The sequence below is a fragment of the Corallococcus sp. BB11-1 genome (genome assembly GCF_026626625.1).
GTDB classification, from domain to species: Bacteria; Myxococcota; Myxococcia; order Myxococcales; family Myxococcaceae; genus Corallococcus; species Corallococcus soli.
In genome coordinates, this window is the sequence record NZ_JAPNJY010000028.1 from 872137 (window position 1) to 889132 (window position 16996).

The 16996-nt window shown below is 70.5% G+C and carries 18 protein-coding genes; 9 read left to right on the plus strand and 9 right to left on the minus strand.

Annotation, left to right across the window (positions count from 1 at the left end):
- Positions 1-13: 13 nt before the first annotated feature.
- Positions 14-562, plus strand: coding sequence for an isochorismatase family protein (locus OV207_RS24715; RefSeq protein WP_267557603.1), 549 nt, complete (start codon positions 14-16; stop codon positions 560-562).
- Between the two features lie 28 nt (positions 563-590).
- On the opposite strand, the gene OV207_RS24720 is transcribed toward OV207_RS24715, so the two are convergent.
- From OV207_RS24720 to OV207_RS24745, 6 genes are all read right to left on the minus strand, one after another.
- A complete protein-coding gene (locus OV207_RS24720) occupies positions 591-1463 on the minus strand; it encodes a metal ABC transporter permease (protein WP_193429161.1) in 873 nt (290 codons plus the stop codon).
- A complete protein-coding gene (locus OV207_RS24725; RefSeq protein ID WP_193429275.1) occupies positions 1444-2238 on the minus strand; it encodes a metal ABC transporter ATP-binding protein in 795 nt (264 codons plus the stop codon). Before OV207_RS24725 ends, OV207_RS24720 begins: the two co-directional genes overlap by 20 nt.
- A gap of 13 nt (positions 2239-2251) precedes the next feature.
- Positions 2252-3103, minus strand: coding sequence for a hypothetical protein (locus OV207_RS24730; RefSeq protein ID WP_267557604.1), 852 nt, complete (start codon positions 3101-3103; stop codon positions 2252-2254).
- Positions 3104-3107: 4 nt separating this feature from the next.
- On the minus strand, positions 3108-4031 hold the full coding sequence (locus OV207_RS24735) for a metal ABC transporter substrate-binding protein (RefSeq protein WP_267557605.1): 924 nt from the start codon (positions 4029-4031) through the stop codon (positions 3108-3110).
- Positions 4032-4053: 22 nt separating this feature from the next.
- Entirely contained in the window at positions 4054-5241 is a 1188-nt protein-coding gene (locus OV207_RS24740) for a zinc-regulated TonB-dependent outer membrane receptor (RefSeq protein WP_324291563.1), read from the minus strand.
- A gap of 319 nt (positions 5242-5560) precedes the next feature.
- On the minus strand, positions 5561-5980 hold the full coding sequence (locus OV207_RS24745) for a hypothetical protein (RefSeq protein WP_267557606.1): 420 nt from the start codon (positions 5978-5980) through the stop codon (positions 5561-5563).
- Between the two features lie 336 nt (positions 5981-6316).
- On the opposite strand from OV207_RS24745, the gene folE reads away from it, so the two are divergent.
- From folE to OV207_RS24770, 5 genes are all read left to right on the plus strand, one after another.
- On the plus strand, positions 6317-6874 hold the full coding sequence (folE, locus tag OV207_RS24750) for a GTP cyclohydrolase I (RefSeq protein WP_227027819.1): 558 nt from the start codon (positions 6317-6319) through the stop codon (positions 6872-6874).
- Positions 6871-8301, plus strand: coding sequence for an FAD-binding oxidoreductase (locus OV207_RS24755; RefSeq protein ID WP_267557608.1), 1431 nt, complete (start codon positions 6871-6873; stop codon positions 8299-8301). The genes folE and OV207_RS24755 overlap by 4 nt, the downstream gene beginning before the upstream one ends.
- A 232-nt stretch (positions 8302-8533) precedes the next feature.
- Complete coding sequence (locus tag OV207_RS24760) at positions 8534-9274, plus strand: sigma-70 family RNA polymerase sigma factor (protein ID WP_193429168.1); 741 nt, start codon at positions 8534-8536, stop codon at positions 9272-9274.
- 181 nt (positions 9275-9455) lie between these two features.
- A complete protein-coding gene (locus OV207_RS24765; protein ID WP_324291564.1) occupies positions 9456-10184 on the plus strand; it encodes a tetratricopeptide repeat protein in 729 nt (242 codons plus the stop codon).
- The gene (locus OV207_RS24770; protein ID WP_193429170.1) at positions 10181-12049 is read left to right on the plus strand and encodes an AMP-dependent synthetase/ligase; all 1869 of its coding nucleotides are present in this window, start codon (positions 10181-10183) and stop codon (positions 12047-12049) included. Before OV207_RS24765 ends, OV207_RS24770 begins: the two co-directional genes overlap by 4 nt.
- Positions 12050-12223: 174 nt before the next feature.
- Here the strand turns inward: OV207_RS24770 and OV207_RS24775 are convergent, their stop codons facing one another.
- Both OV207_RS24775 and OV207_RS24780 read right to left on the minus strand, forming a co-directional pair.
- On the minus strand, positions 12224-12460 hold the full coding sequence (locus OV207_RS24775) for a twin-arginine translocase TatA/TatE family subunit (protein ID WP_193429171.1): 237 nt from the start codon (positions 12458-12460) through the stop codon (positions 12224-12226).
- Positions 12461-12537: 77 nt separating this feature from the next.
- Positions 12538-13545 (minus strand): sensor histidine kinase, encoded by a 1008-nt coding sequence (locus tag OV207_RS24780; protein WP_267557649.1) that lies wholly within the window; start codon positions 13543-13545, stop codon positions 12538-12540.
- A 207-nt stretch (positions 13546-13752) separates the two neighbouring features.
- On the opposite strand from OV207_RS24780, the gene OV207_RS24785 reads away from it, so the two are divergent.
- The 3 genes from OV207_RS24785 to OV207_RS24795 all read left to right on the plus strand — a co-directional run bounded on the left by OV207_RS24785 (position 13753) and on the right by OV207_RS24795 (position 15834).
- Positions 13753-14127: a response regulator gene (locus tag OV207_RS24785; protein WP_193429172.1), complete on the plus strand. Its 375-nt coding sequence runs from the start codon at positions 13753-13755 to the stop codon at positions 14125-14127.
- A gap of 95 nt (positions 14128-14222) precedes the next feature.
- Positions 14223-14552, plus strand: coding sequence for an SCP2 sterol-binding domain-containing protein (locus OV207_RS24790; RefSeq protein WP_193429173.1), 330 nt, complete (start codon positions 14223-14225; stop codon positions 14550-14552).
- A 103-nt stretch (positions 14553-14655) separates the two neighbouring features.
- Positions 14656-15834, plus strand: coding sequence for a CaiB/BaiF CoA transferase family protein (locus OV207_RS24795; protein WP_267557610.1), 1179 nt, complete (start codon positions 14656-14658; stop codon positions 15832-15834).
- A gap of 12 nt (positions 15835-15846) precedes the next feature.
- On the opposite strand, the gene OV207_RS24800 is transcribed toward OV207_RS24795, so the two are convergent.
- Positions 15847-16956 carry a hypothetical protein gene (locus tag OV207_RS24800; protein ID WP_267557611.1) on the minus strand — a complete coding sequence of 370 codons (1110 nt, stop codon included), beginning with the start codon at positions 16954-16956 and terminating at the stop codon, positions 15847-15849.
- Between the last annotated feature and the right edge of the window lie 40 nt (positions 16957-16996).

Here is a 16996-nt window from a genome sequence, read left to right on the forward strand (position 1 = left end):
AAGGAGCTGCCCCATGTCCTCGTTCCGCCTGAAGTCCGAGCAGGCCGTGCTGCTCGTCATCGACATCCAGGAGCGCCTGTGCGCCGCGATGGAGCGCGACGCCCTGGACCGCATGCTCGCGCGCACCGGCGCCGCCGTGGAGGGCGCCCGGGCCCTGGGCGTGCCGGTGTTCGTCACGGAGCAGTACCCGCAGGGGCTGGGCCGCACGCACTCGCTCCTGAAGCTGAAGCTGGGCACGTACACCCCGCTGGAGAAGATGGACTTCTCCGCCGCCACGCCGGACGTGCTGTCGGCGCTCGGGGAGCGCAAGCAGGTGCTCATCGCGGGAATGGAGGCGCACATCTGCGTCTTCCAGACGGTGCGCGACCTGGCGGCCGGCGGCCGTCAGCCGTGCCTGCTGGCGGACGCGGTGCTGTCGCGCACGGAGGAGGACCGCCGTGTGGGGTTGGAGCTGTGCCGCGACGCCGGCGCGCGCATCCTCACCGTGGAGTCGGCCCTCTTCGACATGCTGGGCCGCGCGGGCACGCCCGAGTTCAAGAAGGTGTCCGCCGCCGTCCGCTGAAGGGCGCGGCGGCGGAGAGGGACGCGACCTACGCCTTGCGCAGGAAGGGCAGGCGCACCAGGCGCACCAGCATCATCAGCAGCACCAGCACCCCGGACAGGACGGTCTGCGAGCCGCCCACCGGGAAGTCGTAGAAGTACGCGAACAGGTAGCCGCCCGCGCCCGCGATGCCGCCCAGCACGGTGGCGGTGAAGAACGTCCACGGCAGCCGCAGATCCAACACCAGCGCGGCGATGGCGGACAGCGTGGAGAACGCGAAGACGGGCAGGGCGCCCAGGGCCCGCGCGCACACGCCCACCATGATGCCAATGGACACCATCAGCACCGTGTCCAACAGCCGCACCGGCAGCCCCTGCACCGTGGCGCCGATGCGATCAAAGCTGACGAAGGCGATGCCCCGGAACCACCACAGGTGCAGCACCATGAGCACCGCGCCCGCCACCGCCACCGCCTGGAGCTGGTCCGGCGTCACCAGCACGGCGGTGCCGAAGAGGATGCCCTGGATGTCGTGCGACTCCTGCGCGATGCGGTCGCCCACGAGGATGGCCGCGCCGCCCGCGAAGGCGAACGCGCACCCCAGCAGGCTCTCGCGGGACAGGCGCAGCCGCGCGGGCTCCACCATCAGCAGCAGCGTGGCCGCCACCGACAGCACCACCGCGCCCACCAGCGGGTCCACGTGGACGCCCAGGTGGATCTCCGCGAAGAAGGCCAGCGCCACGCCCAGGCCCGCCGTGTTCGTCACCGCCGCGCTGACGAACACCATGCGCCGCAGGACGACGTAGACGCTGAGGAAGCCCAGCACGCACCCGGCGATGAGCGCGCACAGGATGGGGTCCTGGAACAGCTCCCAGGCGGACTGGAACGTCTCCCACTTCGAGGGCTCAAGCAGGGCTGTTTCCACGATGAGGCCCCTGGGGTGCGCTGTGACAGTAGTCGTCGCCGTACTGGCGGCGGAAGGCCGGATGACAGAACACGGTGCGCGCATCGCCCATGACGAAGCAGCGGTGCTCGCGGTCCACGAAGAGGATGACGTCGGCGTGCTCGGCCGCGACGGACAGGTCGTGGCTCACCACCACCACGCCCAGGCCCCGGTCATGCGCGAGCGCGCACAGCCGCAGCATCGTCTGCTTCTCCGCCACGGCGTCCATCGCCGCGGTGGGTTCATCCAGCAGCACCACGTCCGCCTCGGTGGCGATGACGCGCGCGAGCAGGGCGCGCTGCTTCTCGCCGCCGGACAGGTCGCGGAAGGGACGCTTCGCGATACCGCGCGCCCCGGCGGTGTCGAGCGCCGCCTCCACCTTCTGCCTATCGGTGGCGCTGGGGAAGGGCCGCAGGAAGTTCCACCCCGACAGCCGCCCCCACCCGGTCAGCTCCCGCGCATGCACGGGGAGCAGCGAGTCGATGGACGACATCTGCGGCACGTAGGCGCTGCGGATGTTCGGGGTGCCCAGCGTGATGCGCCCGGACACCGGCGGGATGAGCCCCAGCAGCGTCTTGAACCAGGTGCTCTTGCCGGAGCCGTTGCGGCCCACCACGGCCACGAACTGCCGGCGGCGCACCACCAGGTCCATGGGCGGCAGGATGTCCTTGCCCCCGTAGCCGATGACGAGCTGCTCGCACTTGAGCAGCGCCTCCCCGGGCTCCGGGGGCGGCGCCGCGCGGTGCGCGGTGTCCAGCTCCGTCTCATGCTCACCGTGCGCCACGGCTCACCTCCGCGGTGGGGTTCACTTCGGCCATCCTCTGGAAGAGGGCGGTGCGCACCGCGGCGTTCGCGGGCACGTCCAGGTCCACGACGCCATCCAGCCCCACCGTCGCGGCGGACCAGTCCACCGCGTCGAACAGCTCCGGCGTCAGCTCGAGCTTCAGGCCCAGCGCCACGCGCGGCGCGCTCTCCCGGTCGGACGGCACGTCCAGGTCGCCCGTGAGCACGGCCAGCGGTTCGGCCTCCGCGCCCGTCGTCGTCGCGGTGAGCCGGAAGGGCAGGGCGCCGGTGAAGCGCGCCGGGACGCGGCCATCCCGCACGCTGCCCGTCAGCCGCAGGCCGGTGATGGCCCAGCGCCCGCGGGACACCGTCGTCCGCGTCAGCTCGCAGTCCGGCTTGCAGGACAGGCCCACCGTCGGCGCCGCCAGCAGATCCAGCTCGGTGTCGACGGGGAGGTTGGCCACCGTGGTGGTGGTGCTGCCCCCGCCGCCCAGCTCCGCCTGGATGTCCTCGTAGTCGACGAGCGCCCCATCGTCGCTGTGGCAGTGGCCGTTGTGGCACAGCGAGTAGCCCGGCGGCGGCGAGGAGGGGTCGAACGTGGTGGCGCCCGCGCCACCGGAGCTGGCCAGCAGGTCGATGCTGCCCAGGCGCAGCGCGCCGGAGTCCATGCGCAGCTGGAAGTCGGAGGCGAGCGCCTGGTAGCCGTCGCCCGCGTCGCGGCGGGGCAGCGGCGTGTACGCGACCTGGACGGAAGGCTCCAGCACCGCGAAGCCCTCGCCCGCGTCCAGCGCGCAGCCGGACAGGAGCACCAGGGGGAGCCACGGGAGAAGGCGTCTCATGGGCTCACTCCCCCTTCCCGGCGAGGCCCTGCTCCAGGCGGCCCACCAGCGATTCGATGCGCTGCACGTAGGTCTGGCCATCGCGGAAGTCGGTGCCGCCGGGGATGACGATGAGCGGCGCGGGGATCTTCGACGCCACGAGCCGCGCGGTGCCGTCCGGGTAGTAGCCCTCCTTCACCACCAGCTTCACCTTGCGCGCCTTGCCCTGGGCCAGCACCTGCGCGACGTGGGACGGGTTGGGCGGGATGCCGGGCTTGGGCTCCAGGAACGCGACGGTGGTGAAGCCCAGCCAGTCCTGGAGGTACGCCGTCGTGCGGTGGTACGCGATGACGGGCGCGCCCTTGAGGCCCGCGAGCCGCTTCTCCCATCCGGGCCGCGCGGCCTGCACCTCCTGCGTGAACTTCGCCAGGTTCGCCTTGTAGGTGGCGGCGTTCTTCGCGTCGAGCTGCGACATGCGCGCCTCGATGCCGCGCGCCACCGCGATGCCCTGACGCGGATCATAGAGATAGTGGGGGTTGCCGCCGGGGTGCACGTCGCCCTGGCTGCGGTCCACCGCCGTCGTGGGCACCTCCTGGAGGCTCACGAACCGCGACGCGTCCAGGAAGCCCTCGTTGCCCGTGAGGATGCGGTTGTTGCGCGCGCCCAGCTGGAGCGACGGCAGCCAGCCGATCTCCAGGTCCAGGCCCGCCGTGATCAGCAGGTCGGCGCGGTTGAGCGCGAGCGCCAGGTTCGGCTTGGCGTCCACGAAGTGCGGGTCCTGCGTGGGCAGCGCCAGGGCCACCACCTCCACCTTGTCCCCGCCCACGGCCTTGGCCACGGCGGCGAGGTCCGGGAGCGTGGCGACGACCTTCAGGTCCGCGAGCGCGGGGGCGGCGGTGAGGCACACGGCGGCGGCGAGGAGCGCCGCGAAGAGGCGAAGGGAACGCATGGAGGGGCTCCGGAAGAAGGGATCAGAACGCATGGGCACCGTGGGCGCCGGTCACGACCTCGAGCGCGACGAAGGCCGAATAGTCCGGCGTCGCGCGCCAGCCGACGCGGTCCGTGGCGGCCTGCAGGCGCAGGCGGGAGAACTCCGTGGGCCAGAACGTCAATGACGCGGTGATGCGCTGGCGGTCGGCGATCCACTCGGGGTCGAGCGGATCATTCGCGACGCGGCCCTCCTGCGTCTTCGCCGCCGTGCCGAACTCGTAGCGCACGCCCGTGGCCCAGCGGTTGGAGAAGCGCCACACCGTCTGCGCGTAGCCGCCCCAGTCGGACAGCAGGTCCCCGGGGGCCTGGCGGCGGCGGTAGAGCACCTCCGCCTGGAGCACCAGCTGCTGCGCGCTCGCCTCGGTGATGGGTCGGAACTTCAGGTAGACGTCAGTGCCGTAGATGCTGGTGTGGTTGCGGTAGCCCGTGGGGTTGGGCCCGGTGGCGGTGGACAGGCCCCACAGCAGCGACAGGTCGTCCGACAGCGGGAAGAACTGCTTCACCGCGCCGGTGAGCTGGAGGTCCAGCGGGGAGAGCACGCGCTCGTTGGACGCGCCAAAGAAGCTGCGCGCGGTGGCCTCGCCCTTTGCGTCGGTGACGCTGCCGATGACCTCCACGTACCAGGGCAGCGGCGCGAGCCAGGAGCCCTCCATGCCCAGGCCCCGGTTGCCCTCGCCGCCGAACACGCGGCTCATGACGAAGGGCTGATCCACGAAGTCCCACGCGTGCGGGTGGGTGGCGTTGATCCGCCCGAAGCGCGTGAGGAACTGGCCCGCGCGCACCTGGAGGTTCGCGGGCAGGTCCAGCGTGGTGGCGTACGCCTCTTCAATCTCCACGCCGAACTGGCTGAACACGATGTTGCTGTCGAAGCGGAAGTACGGATCCACCACCGACCCGATGGACAGCTCCAACTGCTGGAGGTTGAAGCCGTTCTGCGTCGGGTCGTGCGCGCCGCCCTGCAACGGCTCCTTGCTGGAGAACGCCGCCACGGCCATGTCCAGGATGAAGCTCAGGTTGAGGAAGCTGGTGCCGCCGGTGATGGCCGCCGGCAGCCGCAGTGGCGTCACGCCGGAGTCGTTGGTGGCGGTGGGCGAAGCGGGAGACGTGTCTCCGGAGGGCCGCGCGCGCGTGCTCGCGTCCACGCCCAGGGCCTTCTCAATCTCCGCCATCTCCTCCGCACTCAGGGCCGGGACATCGGATTGAGCGTCGGCCGGAGCCTGGGGCTGCGCGCCGGCCGGGGCCTGTGCGTCGGCCGGTGGGCTGTCTCCAGGCGCGGCGGGGGAGGGGGAAGGCGTCGGCCCGGGGGATGACTGGGCCCAGGCGGTGCTCGCGGACAGCTGCACGGCGAGCATGACGGCCAGGGCGCGGGGATGCCTGCGCGGATGAAATGACACGGGGTGTTGCTCCTCGGAACAGGACGCCGCGGAGCATGAAGCCCCACCCGGACCGTCCTCCAATGACCTGCTTCACCAGCACGACACGCGGAAGCTACGCGTGCGCGGGGGGCGAGGCCTTGGGTGCGGTGGCGAGGATGGCCAGCGGCGCGAACGAGCGCGGAGGCGCGGTGGCCGGGTGCTGGCGCTCCACGCAGGGCACCGCGCGCAGGACGTCCCTGGCGAACTGGGCCCCGAGCTGCGGGGCGGCCGTGAGCAGCGGGCACGTGTCGTGGTTGGGGCCCGTCGCATCCGCCACCAGCGGCGGGACGGACGAGAGGGTGGGGGCCCGCTCGGCGAACCGAGCCAGCGTGGGGTGGGTGCGCCGCGCGTCCTCTTCGAACGTCTGGTGCTGCGCGCAGTAGCGGTGCGCGTGCTGTTCGACGTGCAGCGTCAGACCCAGCGGCTGGGCACCCCAGAGCGCGATGAGCAGCATCGCGGTGAGGCGGGCGAGGGTATGGGCGCGCGAGAGCATCGGGGTATCCCGGCTGGCTTACTGTCGGCCCCCGGGAGTGTCAAGGCAGGGCGGGGGGCCGAAGCGGCCTCCTTCCAGGAGTGACGGAAGGGGCAGGACGGCGATTCAACGTCGGCGCGCGAACCCCGGCGTTGGCGCCCCGGTTTGAAACAGGGCGACAAGCGAACGGTGTTTTCATTCCAGGCAACCCGCCGTGCCGCATCGGCTAGGTTGGGTCCGCCTCCACCGCAGGCCCTCGCGCCAGGAGTACCGCCGCCCGTGCCCCCCTCCCGCCCCCGCCGTCGCGCCCCCGCGCCGCCCCCGGCCCCCAGCGCCCTGAAGCCCGATCCGGCCGCCATGGCCCGGGCCGTGCGCGACTTCCTCACCGCCGCGGGCCTCTCCCTCCAGGACGTGAACCTGGTGGACACCCCGACGCGCGTGGCCGACGTGTGGTCCAACGGCTTCCTAGACGGCTACGCCCGCACGCCGGAGGAGGCGCTCGGGAAGACCTATCCCGCGCCCGCGAACTCGTCCGGGGAGCTGGTCGTCGTGTCGGACCTGCGCTTCCACTCCATGTGTCCGCACCACCTGCTGCCCTTCACCGGCCGGGCCCACGTGGCCTACGTGCCCGGGACGCGCGTGGTGGGCTTCGGCCGGCTGGCGTCGCTGGTGGACTGCTTCGCCCACCGGCTCATCCTCCAGGAGGAGCTGGCCCGGCAGGTGGCCCAGTCGCTCGCCCGCGTGCTCGACAGCCCCGCCACCGCCTGCATCCTGGAGGCCGAGCAGGCCTGTCTGCGCTTGAGGGCGGACCACCAGCGCGACGCTGTCACGCACGCCGAAGCCTACGAGGGCCTGCTGCGCCGCGACGGCCCCCTGCGCCGCGAGCTGTGGGCCCGGCTGGGGGCCCGGCGATGAACCCGGCGGCCCCGACCTTCGAGCGGGTGGCCCCCGAGCGGGTCGCGAAGGTGCTGGAGGCCCTGGCGGACGTGCTGACGCAGGGACAGGTGCGGCGCGACGAGGCCTCGCTGGACGCCTACGCGCGCGACGAGTCCGACAGCGGCGTCTACCCGCCGGACGTCGTCCTGCTGCCGGAGGACACCGCGCAGGTGTCCGCCATCTTCAAGGCGTGTCAGGCCCACGGCGTGCCCTTCACCCCGTGCGGCGCGCGCAGCGGCAAGAGCGGCGGAGCGCTGCCCCTGCGCGGCGGCGTGGTGGTGAGCCTGGAGCGCATGAACCGCATCCGCTCCATCTCCACGGAAGACCTCACCGCGGTGGTGGAGCCCGGCGTCATCACGGGCGACCTGATGAAGGCCGTGGAGGCGCAGGGGCTCTTCTATCCGCCCGACCCCAACTCCTGGGAGTTCTGCACCGTGGGCGGCAACGTGGCGGAGAACGCCGGCGGCCCGCGCGCGCTCAAGTACGGCGTCACGCGCGACTACGTCATCGGCCTGGAGTGGGTGATGCCGGACGGCGAGGTGCTGCGCGTGGGCCGGCGCACCATCAAGGGCGTGGCCGGCTATGACCTCGTGGGGCTCTTCGTCGGCTCCGAGGGCACGCTCGGCGTCGCCACGGAGGTCACCGTCCAGCTCATCCCCTTGCCCCGCCAGGTGATGACCGCGCTGGTGGTGTTCCCTTCCGTGCTGCACGCGGCCCGGGGCGTCTCCGCCGTGCTCGCCGCCGGCATCCTGCCCCGCTGCCTGGAGCTCATCGACGAGGTCGCGGTCCAGGCCATCGTCCACCGGGGCAGCTTCCAGTTCCCCCCGGACGCGGGCGCCGCCCTCATCGCGGAGGTGGACGGCAACGCCCCCGAAGGGGTGTTCGCGGAGCTCACCCAGCTGGGCGCCATCTGCGAGGCCCAGGGGGCCACCCAGACCCTGGTGGCCCAGGACGAGGCCCAGCGGGAGAAGCTGTGGGCGGCGCGGCGGGGGATTTCGCCAGCGCTGCGCGCGCTGAAGGCCGCGAAGATCTCCGAGGACATCGTGGTCCCCCGGTCGAAGATTCCGGAGGTCATCGAGCGGCTCAAGAAGATGGGGGAGGAGCTGGGGCTCACCGTTGCCACGTATGGCCATGCGGGCGACGGCAACCTGCACGCCAACATCCTCTACGACGGCCCCGCCCAGCGCCCCCTCGTCGAGGAGGCCCTGAGGAGGATGCTGGAGCTCACCGTCGCCCTGGGCGGCACCATCACCGGCGAGCACGGGGTGGGCCACGCCAAGCGGGAATATCTGGCCCTGGAGCAGGCGCCCGCGCTCCTGGACCTCCAGCGACGCCTGAAGGCCTTTTTTGATCCATCAGGCCTGCTCAACCCCGAGAAAATCTTCCCCGCGCCCAAGCGTTCTTGAGTGCGTAGCCGGAAAAAAGCGCGGTGGCTTCTCCCACCCGTCGGACTTCTCACCTTTCGAGGCCCGAGAGGGCAGGTCCGTGACGGGCTTTTGACAGGGGTAAGCGGGCGAAATGCCCTTCCTCATCGGAATGAGAAACCCTTTCCGACGTTGCGCGTCCTAGAGACAGATGGACGCGGTTCGTCGGGGGATTCATCGCGTCCGGCAGCAACGAACGGAAGGACGGGAAATCATGGCCAACTCGACGAAGTACGCAGCAGAGGGCCTCTCGCATTACCTGCGTCACCTGGGCGGGCACCACCAGCTGACGCGTGAGCAGGAGTACGAACTCGCGCGCCAGGCCCGCAAGGGAGATGAGAGCGCCCGACAGACGCTCGCCAGCTCCAACCTCGCTTTCGTGGTCGCCGTCGCGAAGAAGTTCGCCAACCGCGGCGCCCGCCTGGATGACCTCATCCAGGAAGGCAACGTGGGCTTGATGAAGGCCATCGAGCACTTCGACCCGAAGAAGAACGTGCGCTTCGCCACCTATGCCGTCTGGTGGATCCGCGCCTACATCACCCGCTACCTCAAGGACAACCGCAGCCAGGTGCGCGGCGGCGAGGCGGAGCGGGGCAGCATGGTGGACTTCTCGCTGGACGCCACCATCGACGAGGAGGGTGAAACCACGTTCCTCGACCGGCTGGAGGACGGCGGCCCGTCGCCCCAGGAGTCGTTCCTGACGCGCGAACAGGACGCCGAGGTCCAGGAGGCCCTGGCCAAGGTGCGCAAGCGCATCGGTGACCTGGGCTGGGACATCCTCCAGGAGCGGCTGACGCAGGACAAGCCGCTGACGCTGGAGGAGCTGGGCCAGCGCTGGGGCGTGTCGCGCGAGCGCGTGCGCCAGGTGGAGCTGAAGACGAAGAACTTCCTGGAGCGCTACCTCCTCGCCTTCAACGAGAACGAGGAGCACACCGCCACGGCCGACGCCGCCTGAAGCGGTCGCATCCGCCCCTGCCTCCCCACCCGGGAGGGCAGGGGATGTGTTCAAAAAAGACGGGGACTGGCGGGTTGTTCAAACCTTGCCGGCCCCGTCTTCTTTTTTGCCGCGTTGCGTCTGGCGCGTTCGGTTGCTGGTGGGCAAGCGTGCGTGTTAAGGCGTTAGGATGCGCTTGAAATTGCTAGCCCTTTGGGTTCTGGCGGCCCTTCCGGCCCAGGCGGCGGAACCCGCGCTGCTCACCCAGCTCGACGCGTTGTTCGACAAACGCAACGACGCCGAATCCGTGAAGGCGCTGGAGACGGGGCTGAAGGACGCCCTGACGGCCGCGCCCGAGGACTTCGACCTCGTGTGGCGCAAGGCCCGCATCCTCCAATGGCAGGCGGACGGCGCCACCTCCGAAAAGCTCAAGAAGGTCCTAGGCAAGCAGACCTGGGAGCAGGGCGACAAGGCCGCGAAGCTCCAGCCCTCGCGCGTGGAGGGGCACTACTACGCCGCATGTGGCATCGGGTCCTACTCGCAGGCCGTGGGCATCATGAAGGCCCTGGGCGACGGCCTGGAGGGCAAGTTCAACGAGCGCCTGGACACCGCGCTGAAGCTCGACCCGGGCTACGACTTCGGGGGCCCCTGGCTGGTGAAGGGGCGCTACTTCTATGAGCTGCCGTGGCCGAAGCGGGACCTGTCCAAATCGGTTTCGTTCTACGAGAAGGCCATCGCCAGGTATCCGCAGTCGTTGCGCGCCTACTTCTACCTGGCCGAGACGTTGTTGAAGGACGGCAAGGCGAAGGAAGCGAAGGCCGCCATCGAGAAGGTCAAGCAGGGAAGCACCGCGTACAGCCTCGCCGAGGCGCAACGGGTGCAGCAGTGGGCCAAGAAGGTGGATGCAGACATCCAGGAGGAGCTCAAGTGAGGGCAGAGTCTCAGGTCACGACGGCTCCCGCAGCGAGTGGGACGCAGGAGCAGAACCTCGTCCAGTTGCTCGTTCAGCGGGCCCAGAACGCATCCAAGGTAGGCGTCACGCACAAGAAGGACGGCCGCTGGCAGGACGTCACCTTCGCCCAGGTGCTGGAGGACGTGAAGGGGTTGGCGTCCGGGCTCATCGCCCAGGGCATCCAGCCCGGGGACCGGGTGGCCATCTTCGCCAACACCAGCCTCCAGTGGATCGTCGCGGACCTGGCCATCAGCGCGGCGCAGGCCATCACGGTCCCCATCTACGGCTCCAACACGCCGGATGAGTGTCGCTACATCCTGAACCACTCGGAGACGAAGCTGCTGCTCGTCGACTCCGACGAGAAGGACGCGAAGCAGGCGGGCCGCCTGTCGCGCGTGCGCTCGAAGCTGGGCGAAATCCCCACGCTCCAGAAGATCGTCGTCTTCGAGGGGCCGGTCAGCGGCGACAAGGAGATCTCGCTGGCGGACGTGATGGCGTCCGGCAAGAGCGGTCCCCAGGCGACGGAGGAGGCGTTCGCGCAGCGCGTGGCGGCCGTGAATTCGGACGACACGAACCTGCTCATCTACACCTCCGGCACCACGGGTGACCCCAAGGGCGTCATCCTGACCCACGGCAACTGGGCCTATGAAGCGAAGGCCACCCAGGCCATGGGCATGATGAAGCCCGAGGACTCGGTGATGCTGTTCCTGCCCCTGGCGCACGTGTTCGCCCAGGTGGTGAAGGCGGCGTGGCTGTCCATGGGCTTCCGGCTCATCATCGCGGAGTCGGTGGACAAGCTGCTGGCGAACCTGGCGGAGACGCGCCCCACGGTGCTCCCGTCGGTGCCGCGCGTGTTCGAGAAGGTCTACAACAACGTCGTGGCCAACGGCTCCGCGGCGCCCGGGGTGAAGGGCAAGCTGTTCACCTGGGCCTTCGGCCTGTTCGACGAGTACGCCGACGCCATGGCGCAGGGCCGCGAGTACAACTCGCTGATGTTCAGCCTGGCGAAGAAGCTGGTCTTCTCCAAGGTGCGCAAGACGCTGGATGAGAAGCTGGGCGGCAACATGCGCATCTTCATCTCCGGCGGCGCGCCGCTGTCGCGGAAGATCGCCTACTTCTTCGACCTGCTGGAGCTCAAGGTGCTGGAGGGCTACGGGCTCACGGAGACGAGCGCGCCCTGCAACGCCAACCGCGTGGAGAAGATCAAGATCGGCACCGTGGGGCCGCCGGTGCCCGGCACGGAGATCAAGATCGCCGCGGACGGGGAGATCATGGTGCGTGGCCCGTGCGTGATGAAGGGCTACTACAAGAACCCGGAGGCCACGGCGGAGGTGCTGGAGCCGGACGGCTGGTTCCACACCGGCGACATCGGCGAGGTGGACTCCGACAACTACCTGCGCATCACCGACCGCAAGAAGGACATCATCGTCACCGCGGGCGGCAAGAACGTGGCCCCCCAGAACATCGAGAACACGCTCAAGACGTTCCCGCTCATCAGCCAGGCCATGGTGTACGGCGACAAGCGCCCGTTCCTCGTCGCGCTCATCACCGTGTCGGAGGATCCCGCGAAGAAGTTCCTGGAGGACAAGGGCATCGCGGTGGGCAGCTACGCGCAGAACTCCCAGCGGCCGGAGATCAAGACGGCCGTCGAGGAGATCATCAAGAAGGTGAACGCGGAGATCCCCCCGTACTCCAGCATCAAGAAGATCGCGGTCATGGACGCGGACTTCACGCAGGAGTCCGGTGAGCTCACGCCCACCCTCAAGGTGAAGCGCAAGGTGGCCAGCCAGAAGTACAAGGCCGCCATCGACGCCATGTACGACGGCGCGAAGGTGATGGACTGAAGTCCCCCGTCGGGGCTCCCTGACGTCCCGGAAGGGGCGGCGGGGAGCTCCCGGTGCCGGGGCACCCGCATCAAGCCTGACGCCCGTCCGAAGCCGCTTCGCGCGGTCCCCGGTACGGGCGTCAAGGGCGTGACGGCGGTGGAGGACGGGCCCTGGGGGCCCGTCCGGACGGCATCAGGCGTGGTGGCTGGGCGACTTGGCCGCCACGTCCTTGTCCACGCCGGAGGCGGCGGACAGGGTGCCCGTCGTCTTCTTCTCCTCGACGTCTTCCTTCTCGTCGGTGGAGAAGCCGCGCTTGAAGTTGCGGAGCGCACTGCCCAGGGACGAGCCGAGCTGCGGCAGCCGCGAGCCGCCGAACAGCAGCAGCAGCGCCGCGAAAATCAAGAGAATCTCAGGAAGCTTCAAACCCATGGCTTCGCTCCTCGCACAATGCGCGCCGAGCATAGCGGTGGGAGGTGGGTCGCGCTAGCAACTCCCACCCGGGCACGTCATGCCTGCCAGCCTGCTGGATGCGCGAGCTCACGGGCCAGCGGCACCGGGAGCGTGAGGAACAGGGTGCTGCCCCCCTCATCCGTCTGGGCGCCCACCTGTCCGCCGTGGGCCTCCACCTCCTGGCGGGCCAGGAAGACGCGCAGCGGATCCTCCAGCTTGCGCTCGCGAAAGGCGCGCTCCTCGCACTGGAAGACAGCGGCGCTGTCCTCTTCTGGAACGGGCGCGCCGTCGCGGCGCACCTCCACCCGCACCTGGTGTCCCAGCCGGGCGGCCCGGACGTGAAGCTCCTCGCCCGGCTGCGCGCGCGCCAGGTGGTGGTGCACGAAGGCCTCCACGGCGTGCTGGATGCGGCCGGCGTCCACCTCCACGTCGGGCAGCTCCGGGAGCGTGTCCAGCACCAGCGCCACGCTGGCGGCGGACGACGCGGCCCGCATGCGCTCCACCGCCGCGTCCAGGATGGGCAGCAGCGGCTGGCGCTCGCGCTCACACGCGAGCGCGCCCAGCTCCGCGCGGCTTGAGTCGAAGAAGTCCTGGGCGAAGGCGAGCGCCCGGTCCGCGTTGCGCAGGATGGTCTCCAGGCCGCGCTGCGCCTTGGGCTCCAGCGGCACGCGCCCGTTGAGCAGCAGCGCCGCGTAGGAGCGGATGTTGGCCAGTGAGCCGCGCAGGTCGTGTGACGCGAGTGACAGGTAGCGCACGCGCTCCTGCACGCGCTCGGTGCTCCCGGCCATGGGCAGCGTCCACACCAGCCGCCCCCCGTCCTCCAGGGCCTCCTCGCCGGCCATCAGCGCGTGGCCCTCGCGCTCCCAGACGCCCGCGACACCCTCGCGCGGATGGAAGCCCGCGGCCGTCAGCAGGCCCTCCACGCCCTGTACGTCCGCCGCCGGCGGCAGGGCCTCCAGGCCCAGGTGTTCGAGCAGCAGGGGGCCGAGCAGGCGTGGCGTTCCCTGGCGGGACAGGAGCACGAGGCCCGGTGCTGGCTCGTGGCCTGCCGCTGTCTCCCCCATCCACGTCACGCGGACCTCCCCCTTGCCGTACTTCGGTCTCCGGAAGGGTGGGCAGTGACTGTCGGTTTTGCAACGGGCTCCCACTCGGACGGGAGACGCCTTAATTTCTTGCGCCAGACGGTCCTCGGATGGTGGAAGCTAGGCTCCGGTAGCGGTATCGAGGAGACACCTCTGACCTCGCTCAACGCACAGCAGGCTGGTTCGCCCGTGGTTCTCGTCGTGGATGATGATCCCGACATCCTGGAGGCCCTTTCGGAGATCCTTGAAGCCGAGGGCTTCGAGATCCGTCGTGCCCGCAACGGCAAGGAGGCCCTGGAGCGACTGGAGCCGGATCCCCCGCAGCTCATCCTGTTGGACCTGATGATGCCGGTGATGGACGGCTGGGAGTTCGCCCAGCGCATGCGCCAGAAGCCGTCCGTCGCGTCGATTCCGCTCATCGTCCTCAGCGCGGATCGCAACGTCGGCAGCAAGGCCAAGGACATTGGCGCGGTGGGCCACCTGGCCAAGCCCTTCGAGCTCAACGACCTGCTCGCCATGGTCCGCCACTCCCTTGGGGGCGGCGTGGAAACGACGCGCATCTGAAACGGCCTCCTCCCGTGCTTGACCCGCCGGGGAGCCGCCGTTACGGTCTCGCGCGGTATTGATTCACCAATCAACGCTGAGAAAAGGAGCGAGTCATGGCGACCGCGAAGGACATCCTCGAGACCGACATTCCCGCCGTGCTGAAGGAGAAGCCGGAGCTGGCGAAGGACCTCAACGCCATCATCAACTTCGACATCTCCGGTGAGGGCGGCGGCAAGTGGACGCTGGACGCCACCAAGTCCGAGGGTTGGGTGACGGAAGGTCTCCACGACGCGCCGAAGATGGCCGTCTCCGTCAGCAACGACGACTTCGTGAAGATCCGCGAGAAGAAGCTGAACGCGCAGATGGCCGCCATGCAGGGCAAGCTCAAGTTCAAGCCCATGGACATGGGCCTCGCGATGAAGCTGGCGAAGCTGCTCGGCTGATTCCGCAGCCGTCGCACCTTCCGCACCCCGTGTCGCGTCGGCGGCGCGTTTCCTCCCGGGAACGCGCCGTCTTCCGTTTCATCCCCTGCCTGGAGTGCCCCCCATGTCTCCGACGTCATCCCCCCTCGCGGGCCTGCGCGTGTTGGACCTGTCGCGCCTGCTGCCGGGCCCCTACGCGACGCTCGTGCTGGCGGACCTGGGGGCCACCGTGGACAAGGTGGAGGATCCGGACGTGGGGGACGCCACCCGGCACATGCCGCCGCAACGCGACGGGGAGGGGGCGCTCTTCTACGGGCTGCACCGCAACAAGCGCTCGCTGACGCTGAACCTCAAGACGCCGGAGGGGCGGGACGCGCTCGTGCGGCTCGTGGCCCACTACGACGTGCTGGTGGAGAGCTTCCGGCCCGGGGTGATGGACAAGCTGGGGGTGGGGGAGGCGGTGCTGCGCGCGAAGAACCCGCGCCTCATCTACTGCGCCATCTCCGGCTATGGCCAGACGGGGCCGGACCGGCTCAAGGCGGGGCATGATCTCAACTACGTGGCCCGGGCGGGCCTGCTGGGCTACGGCGGTGAGGCGGGCGGCGCCCCGGCGTTCCCGGGCGTGCAGGTGGCGGACATTGGCGGGGGGAGCCTGTTCGCGCTGGTGGGCATCCTCGCCGCGCTGCACGAGCGCGAGCGCACGGGCGTGGGCCGCTTCGTGGACGTGTCCATGACGGACGGCGCGCTGGCATTCCTCCACCTGCACCTGGCCGCGCGCCTCTTCGCCGGCGCGGAGGGCACGCCCCTCACGCGGGGGCGCGAGGCGCTCAACGGCGGCTATCCCAGCTATGGCCTGTACCGCACCGCGGATGATCGCTGGCTCGCGGTGGGCGCGCTGGAGCCCAAGTTCTTCGGCGCGCTCGCGACGCGGCTGGGCCGCCCGGAGCTGCTCGACGACGCCTACGTGCCCGGCGAGCCCGGGGAGCGGGTGAAGGCGGAGCTGAAGCGCATCTTCGCAAGCCAGCCGCTGGCCCACTGGCGCGAGCTGCTGGCCGGCGCGGACCTCTGCGTGGAGCCGGTGGCGGAAGGGGACGAGGTGCTGTCCGACGCCCAGCTGCGCGAGCGCGGGCTCTTCGTGGAGGCGGAGGACGCGCAGCGGGGCATCCGCGTGACGCACCTGCTCACGCCGCTGCGCATGGGCGAAATCCCCCTGCGTCCACCGCCCGCGCTGGGCCAGCACTCGCGCGACATCCTCGAAGCCGCGGGGTTCACCGCCGAGGAGATTGCACGGCTGGGGGCCTGAAGTGCCCCAGGCTCACTTCGCGCCGGGCGGCGCCCACAGGTCCCAGCCGCGCGCCGCGTGGCACGCGTCGCCCACCAGGTCCAGGGCGAGCTGGGGCTCCTTCCGGGCCAGCGTCGCGGTGTCGCGGAAGGCGCCGGTGGCCTCCAGTTGGAGGGCCGCCCGCTCCAGCGCCGCGCGGGCCTGCTCCACCGCGCGGGCCTGCGCGGGCGTGGGCTTCCAGCCCGTCTCGTCGCGGTAGCGGCCCAGGGCCTCCAGCCAGTGCCCGTAGAACTTCACCATCTGCACCAGCACGGGGACGCGGAAGGCCGGCGCGGCGACGAGCGCGGCCTCGTACTGCCGGGCCTCCGAACCCAGCCGGTACACGAGCACGTCCACCTGCGCGTCCAGCCGCGCGCCCCACGCCTTGCGCACGGAGGGGAAGCGCGCCCAGCCCGCGACGGCCTGGAAGAAGTGGAGCCCGCCGCACGGGTGCGCGTAGATGCCCTGCTTGTTCTTGGGCACCTGCGCGCGGCCGGCCTTCATCCCTTCGGCCAGCGCTGAGTTCGCGGACTCCAGCGTGCCCAGCGCGGCGTCCATCACCGCGTCGATGCGCACCGTCTGTCCCGCGCCGTTCTGGAACGCGCCTCCCGGCTTGTGCACGCGCGACAGCGCATCCAGCGCCCACGCACCCTCCGGTGAGGTGGCGAGCGCGGAGCGGAAGTCGTGCTGGAGCGACGCCACCAGCTCGCGCAGCGACACCGGACCCCACGCCGCGGGGAAGGTGTGTGACAGCGGGTGGCCCGAAAGCAGGAGCGTCTTCACCTGGAGCGCCGGGTGCGGCTCCACGGGCGTGCCGTCGGGGGTGAACGCGTCGAAGAAGTAGCGCGCGGGGGTGCCCGCCTTCGGGAACTCGCGGCGCAGGAAGCCCGCGACGATGGCCTCCGCCGCAGGGCGGCCCTCGCGGGTGCGGAAGGCCCTGCCGTCCAGGTCCATGCCGTGCGCGAGCGCCCACGGGTTGCCCGGGTCCGCGGCGTGCGTGCGGCACTGCGCGTGGAGGACCGGGACCGCTGGCGCCGTCGGAGGAGGGGAGGGAGGTGAGGCGCTCAGGGTGAGCCCGAGCAGGGCCATGGAGGAGGGGAGCATGGGCGCGGGCAGTGTCGCAGCCCGCGCCCCTCCGCGCATC

Bases quoted from the DNA above. Each gene is read 5' to 3' on its own strand.
- OV207_RS24730 (WP_267557604.1), bottom strand. From the start codon at position 3,103: ATGAGACGCCTTCTCCCGTGGCTCCCCCTGGTGCTCCTGTCCGGCTGC.
- OV207_RS24755 (WP_267557608.1), top strand. From the start codon at position 6,871: ATGAACCCGGCGGCCCCGACCTTCGAGCGGGTGGCCCCCGAGCGGGTC.
- folE (WP_227027819.1), top strand. From the start codon at position 6,317: ATGGCCCGGGCCGTGCGCGACTTCCTCACCGCCGCGGGCCTCTCCCTC.
- OV207_RS24735 (WP_267557605.1), bottom strand. From the start codon at position 4,031: ATGCGTTCCCTTCGCCTCTTCGCGGCGCTCCTCGCCGCCGCCGTGTGC.
- OV207_RS24800 (WP_267557611.1), bottom strand. From the start codon at position 16,956: ATGCTCCCCTCCTCCATGGCCCTGCTCGGGCTCACCCTGAGCGCCTCA.
- OV207_RS24775 (WP_193429171.1), bottom strand. From the start codon at position 12,460: ATGGGTTTGAAGCTTCCTGAGATTCTCTTGATTTTCGCGGCGCTGCTG.
- OV207_RS24795 (WP_267557610.1), top strand. From the start codon at position 14,656: ATGTCTCCGACGTCATCCCCCCTCGCGGGCCTGCGCGTGTTGGACCTG.
- OV207_RS24760 (WP_193429168.1), top strand. From the start codon at position 8,534: ATGGCCAACTCGACGAAGTACGCAGCAGAGGGCCTCTCGCATTACCTG.
- OV207_RS24715 (WP_267557603.1), top strand. From the start codon at position 14: ATGTCCTCGTTCCGCCTGAAGTCCGAGCAGGCCGTGCTGCTCGTCATC.
- OV207_RS24790 (WP_193429173.1), top strand. From the start codon at position 14,223: ATGGCGACCGCGAAGGACATCCTCGAGACCGACATTCCCGCCGTGCTG.
- OV207_RS24740 (WP_324291563.1), bottom strand. From the start codon at position 5,241: ATGGCGGAGATTGAGAAGGCCCTGGGCGTGGACGCGAGCACGCGCGCG.
- OV207_RS24780 (WP_267557649.1), bottom strand. From the start codon at position 13,545: ATGGGGGAGACAGCGGCAGGCCACGAGCCAGCACCGGGCCTCGTGCTC.
- OV207_RS24745 (WP_267557606.1), bottom strand. From the start codon at position 5,980: ATGCTCTCGCGCGCCCATACCCTCGCCCGCCTCACCGCGATGCTGCTC.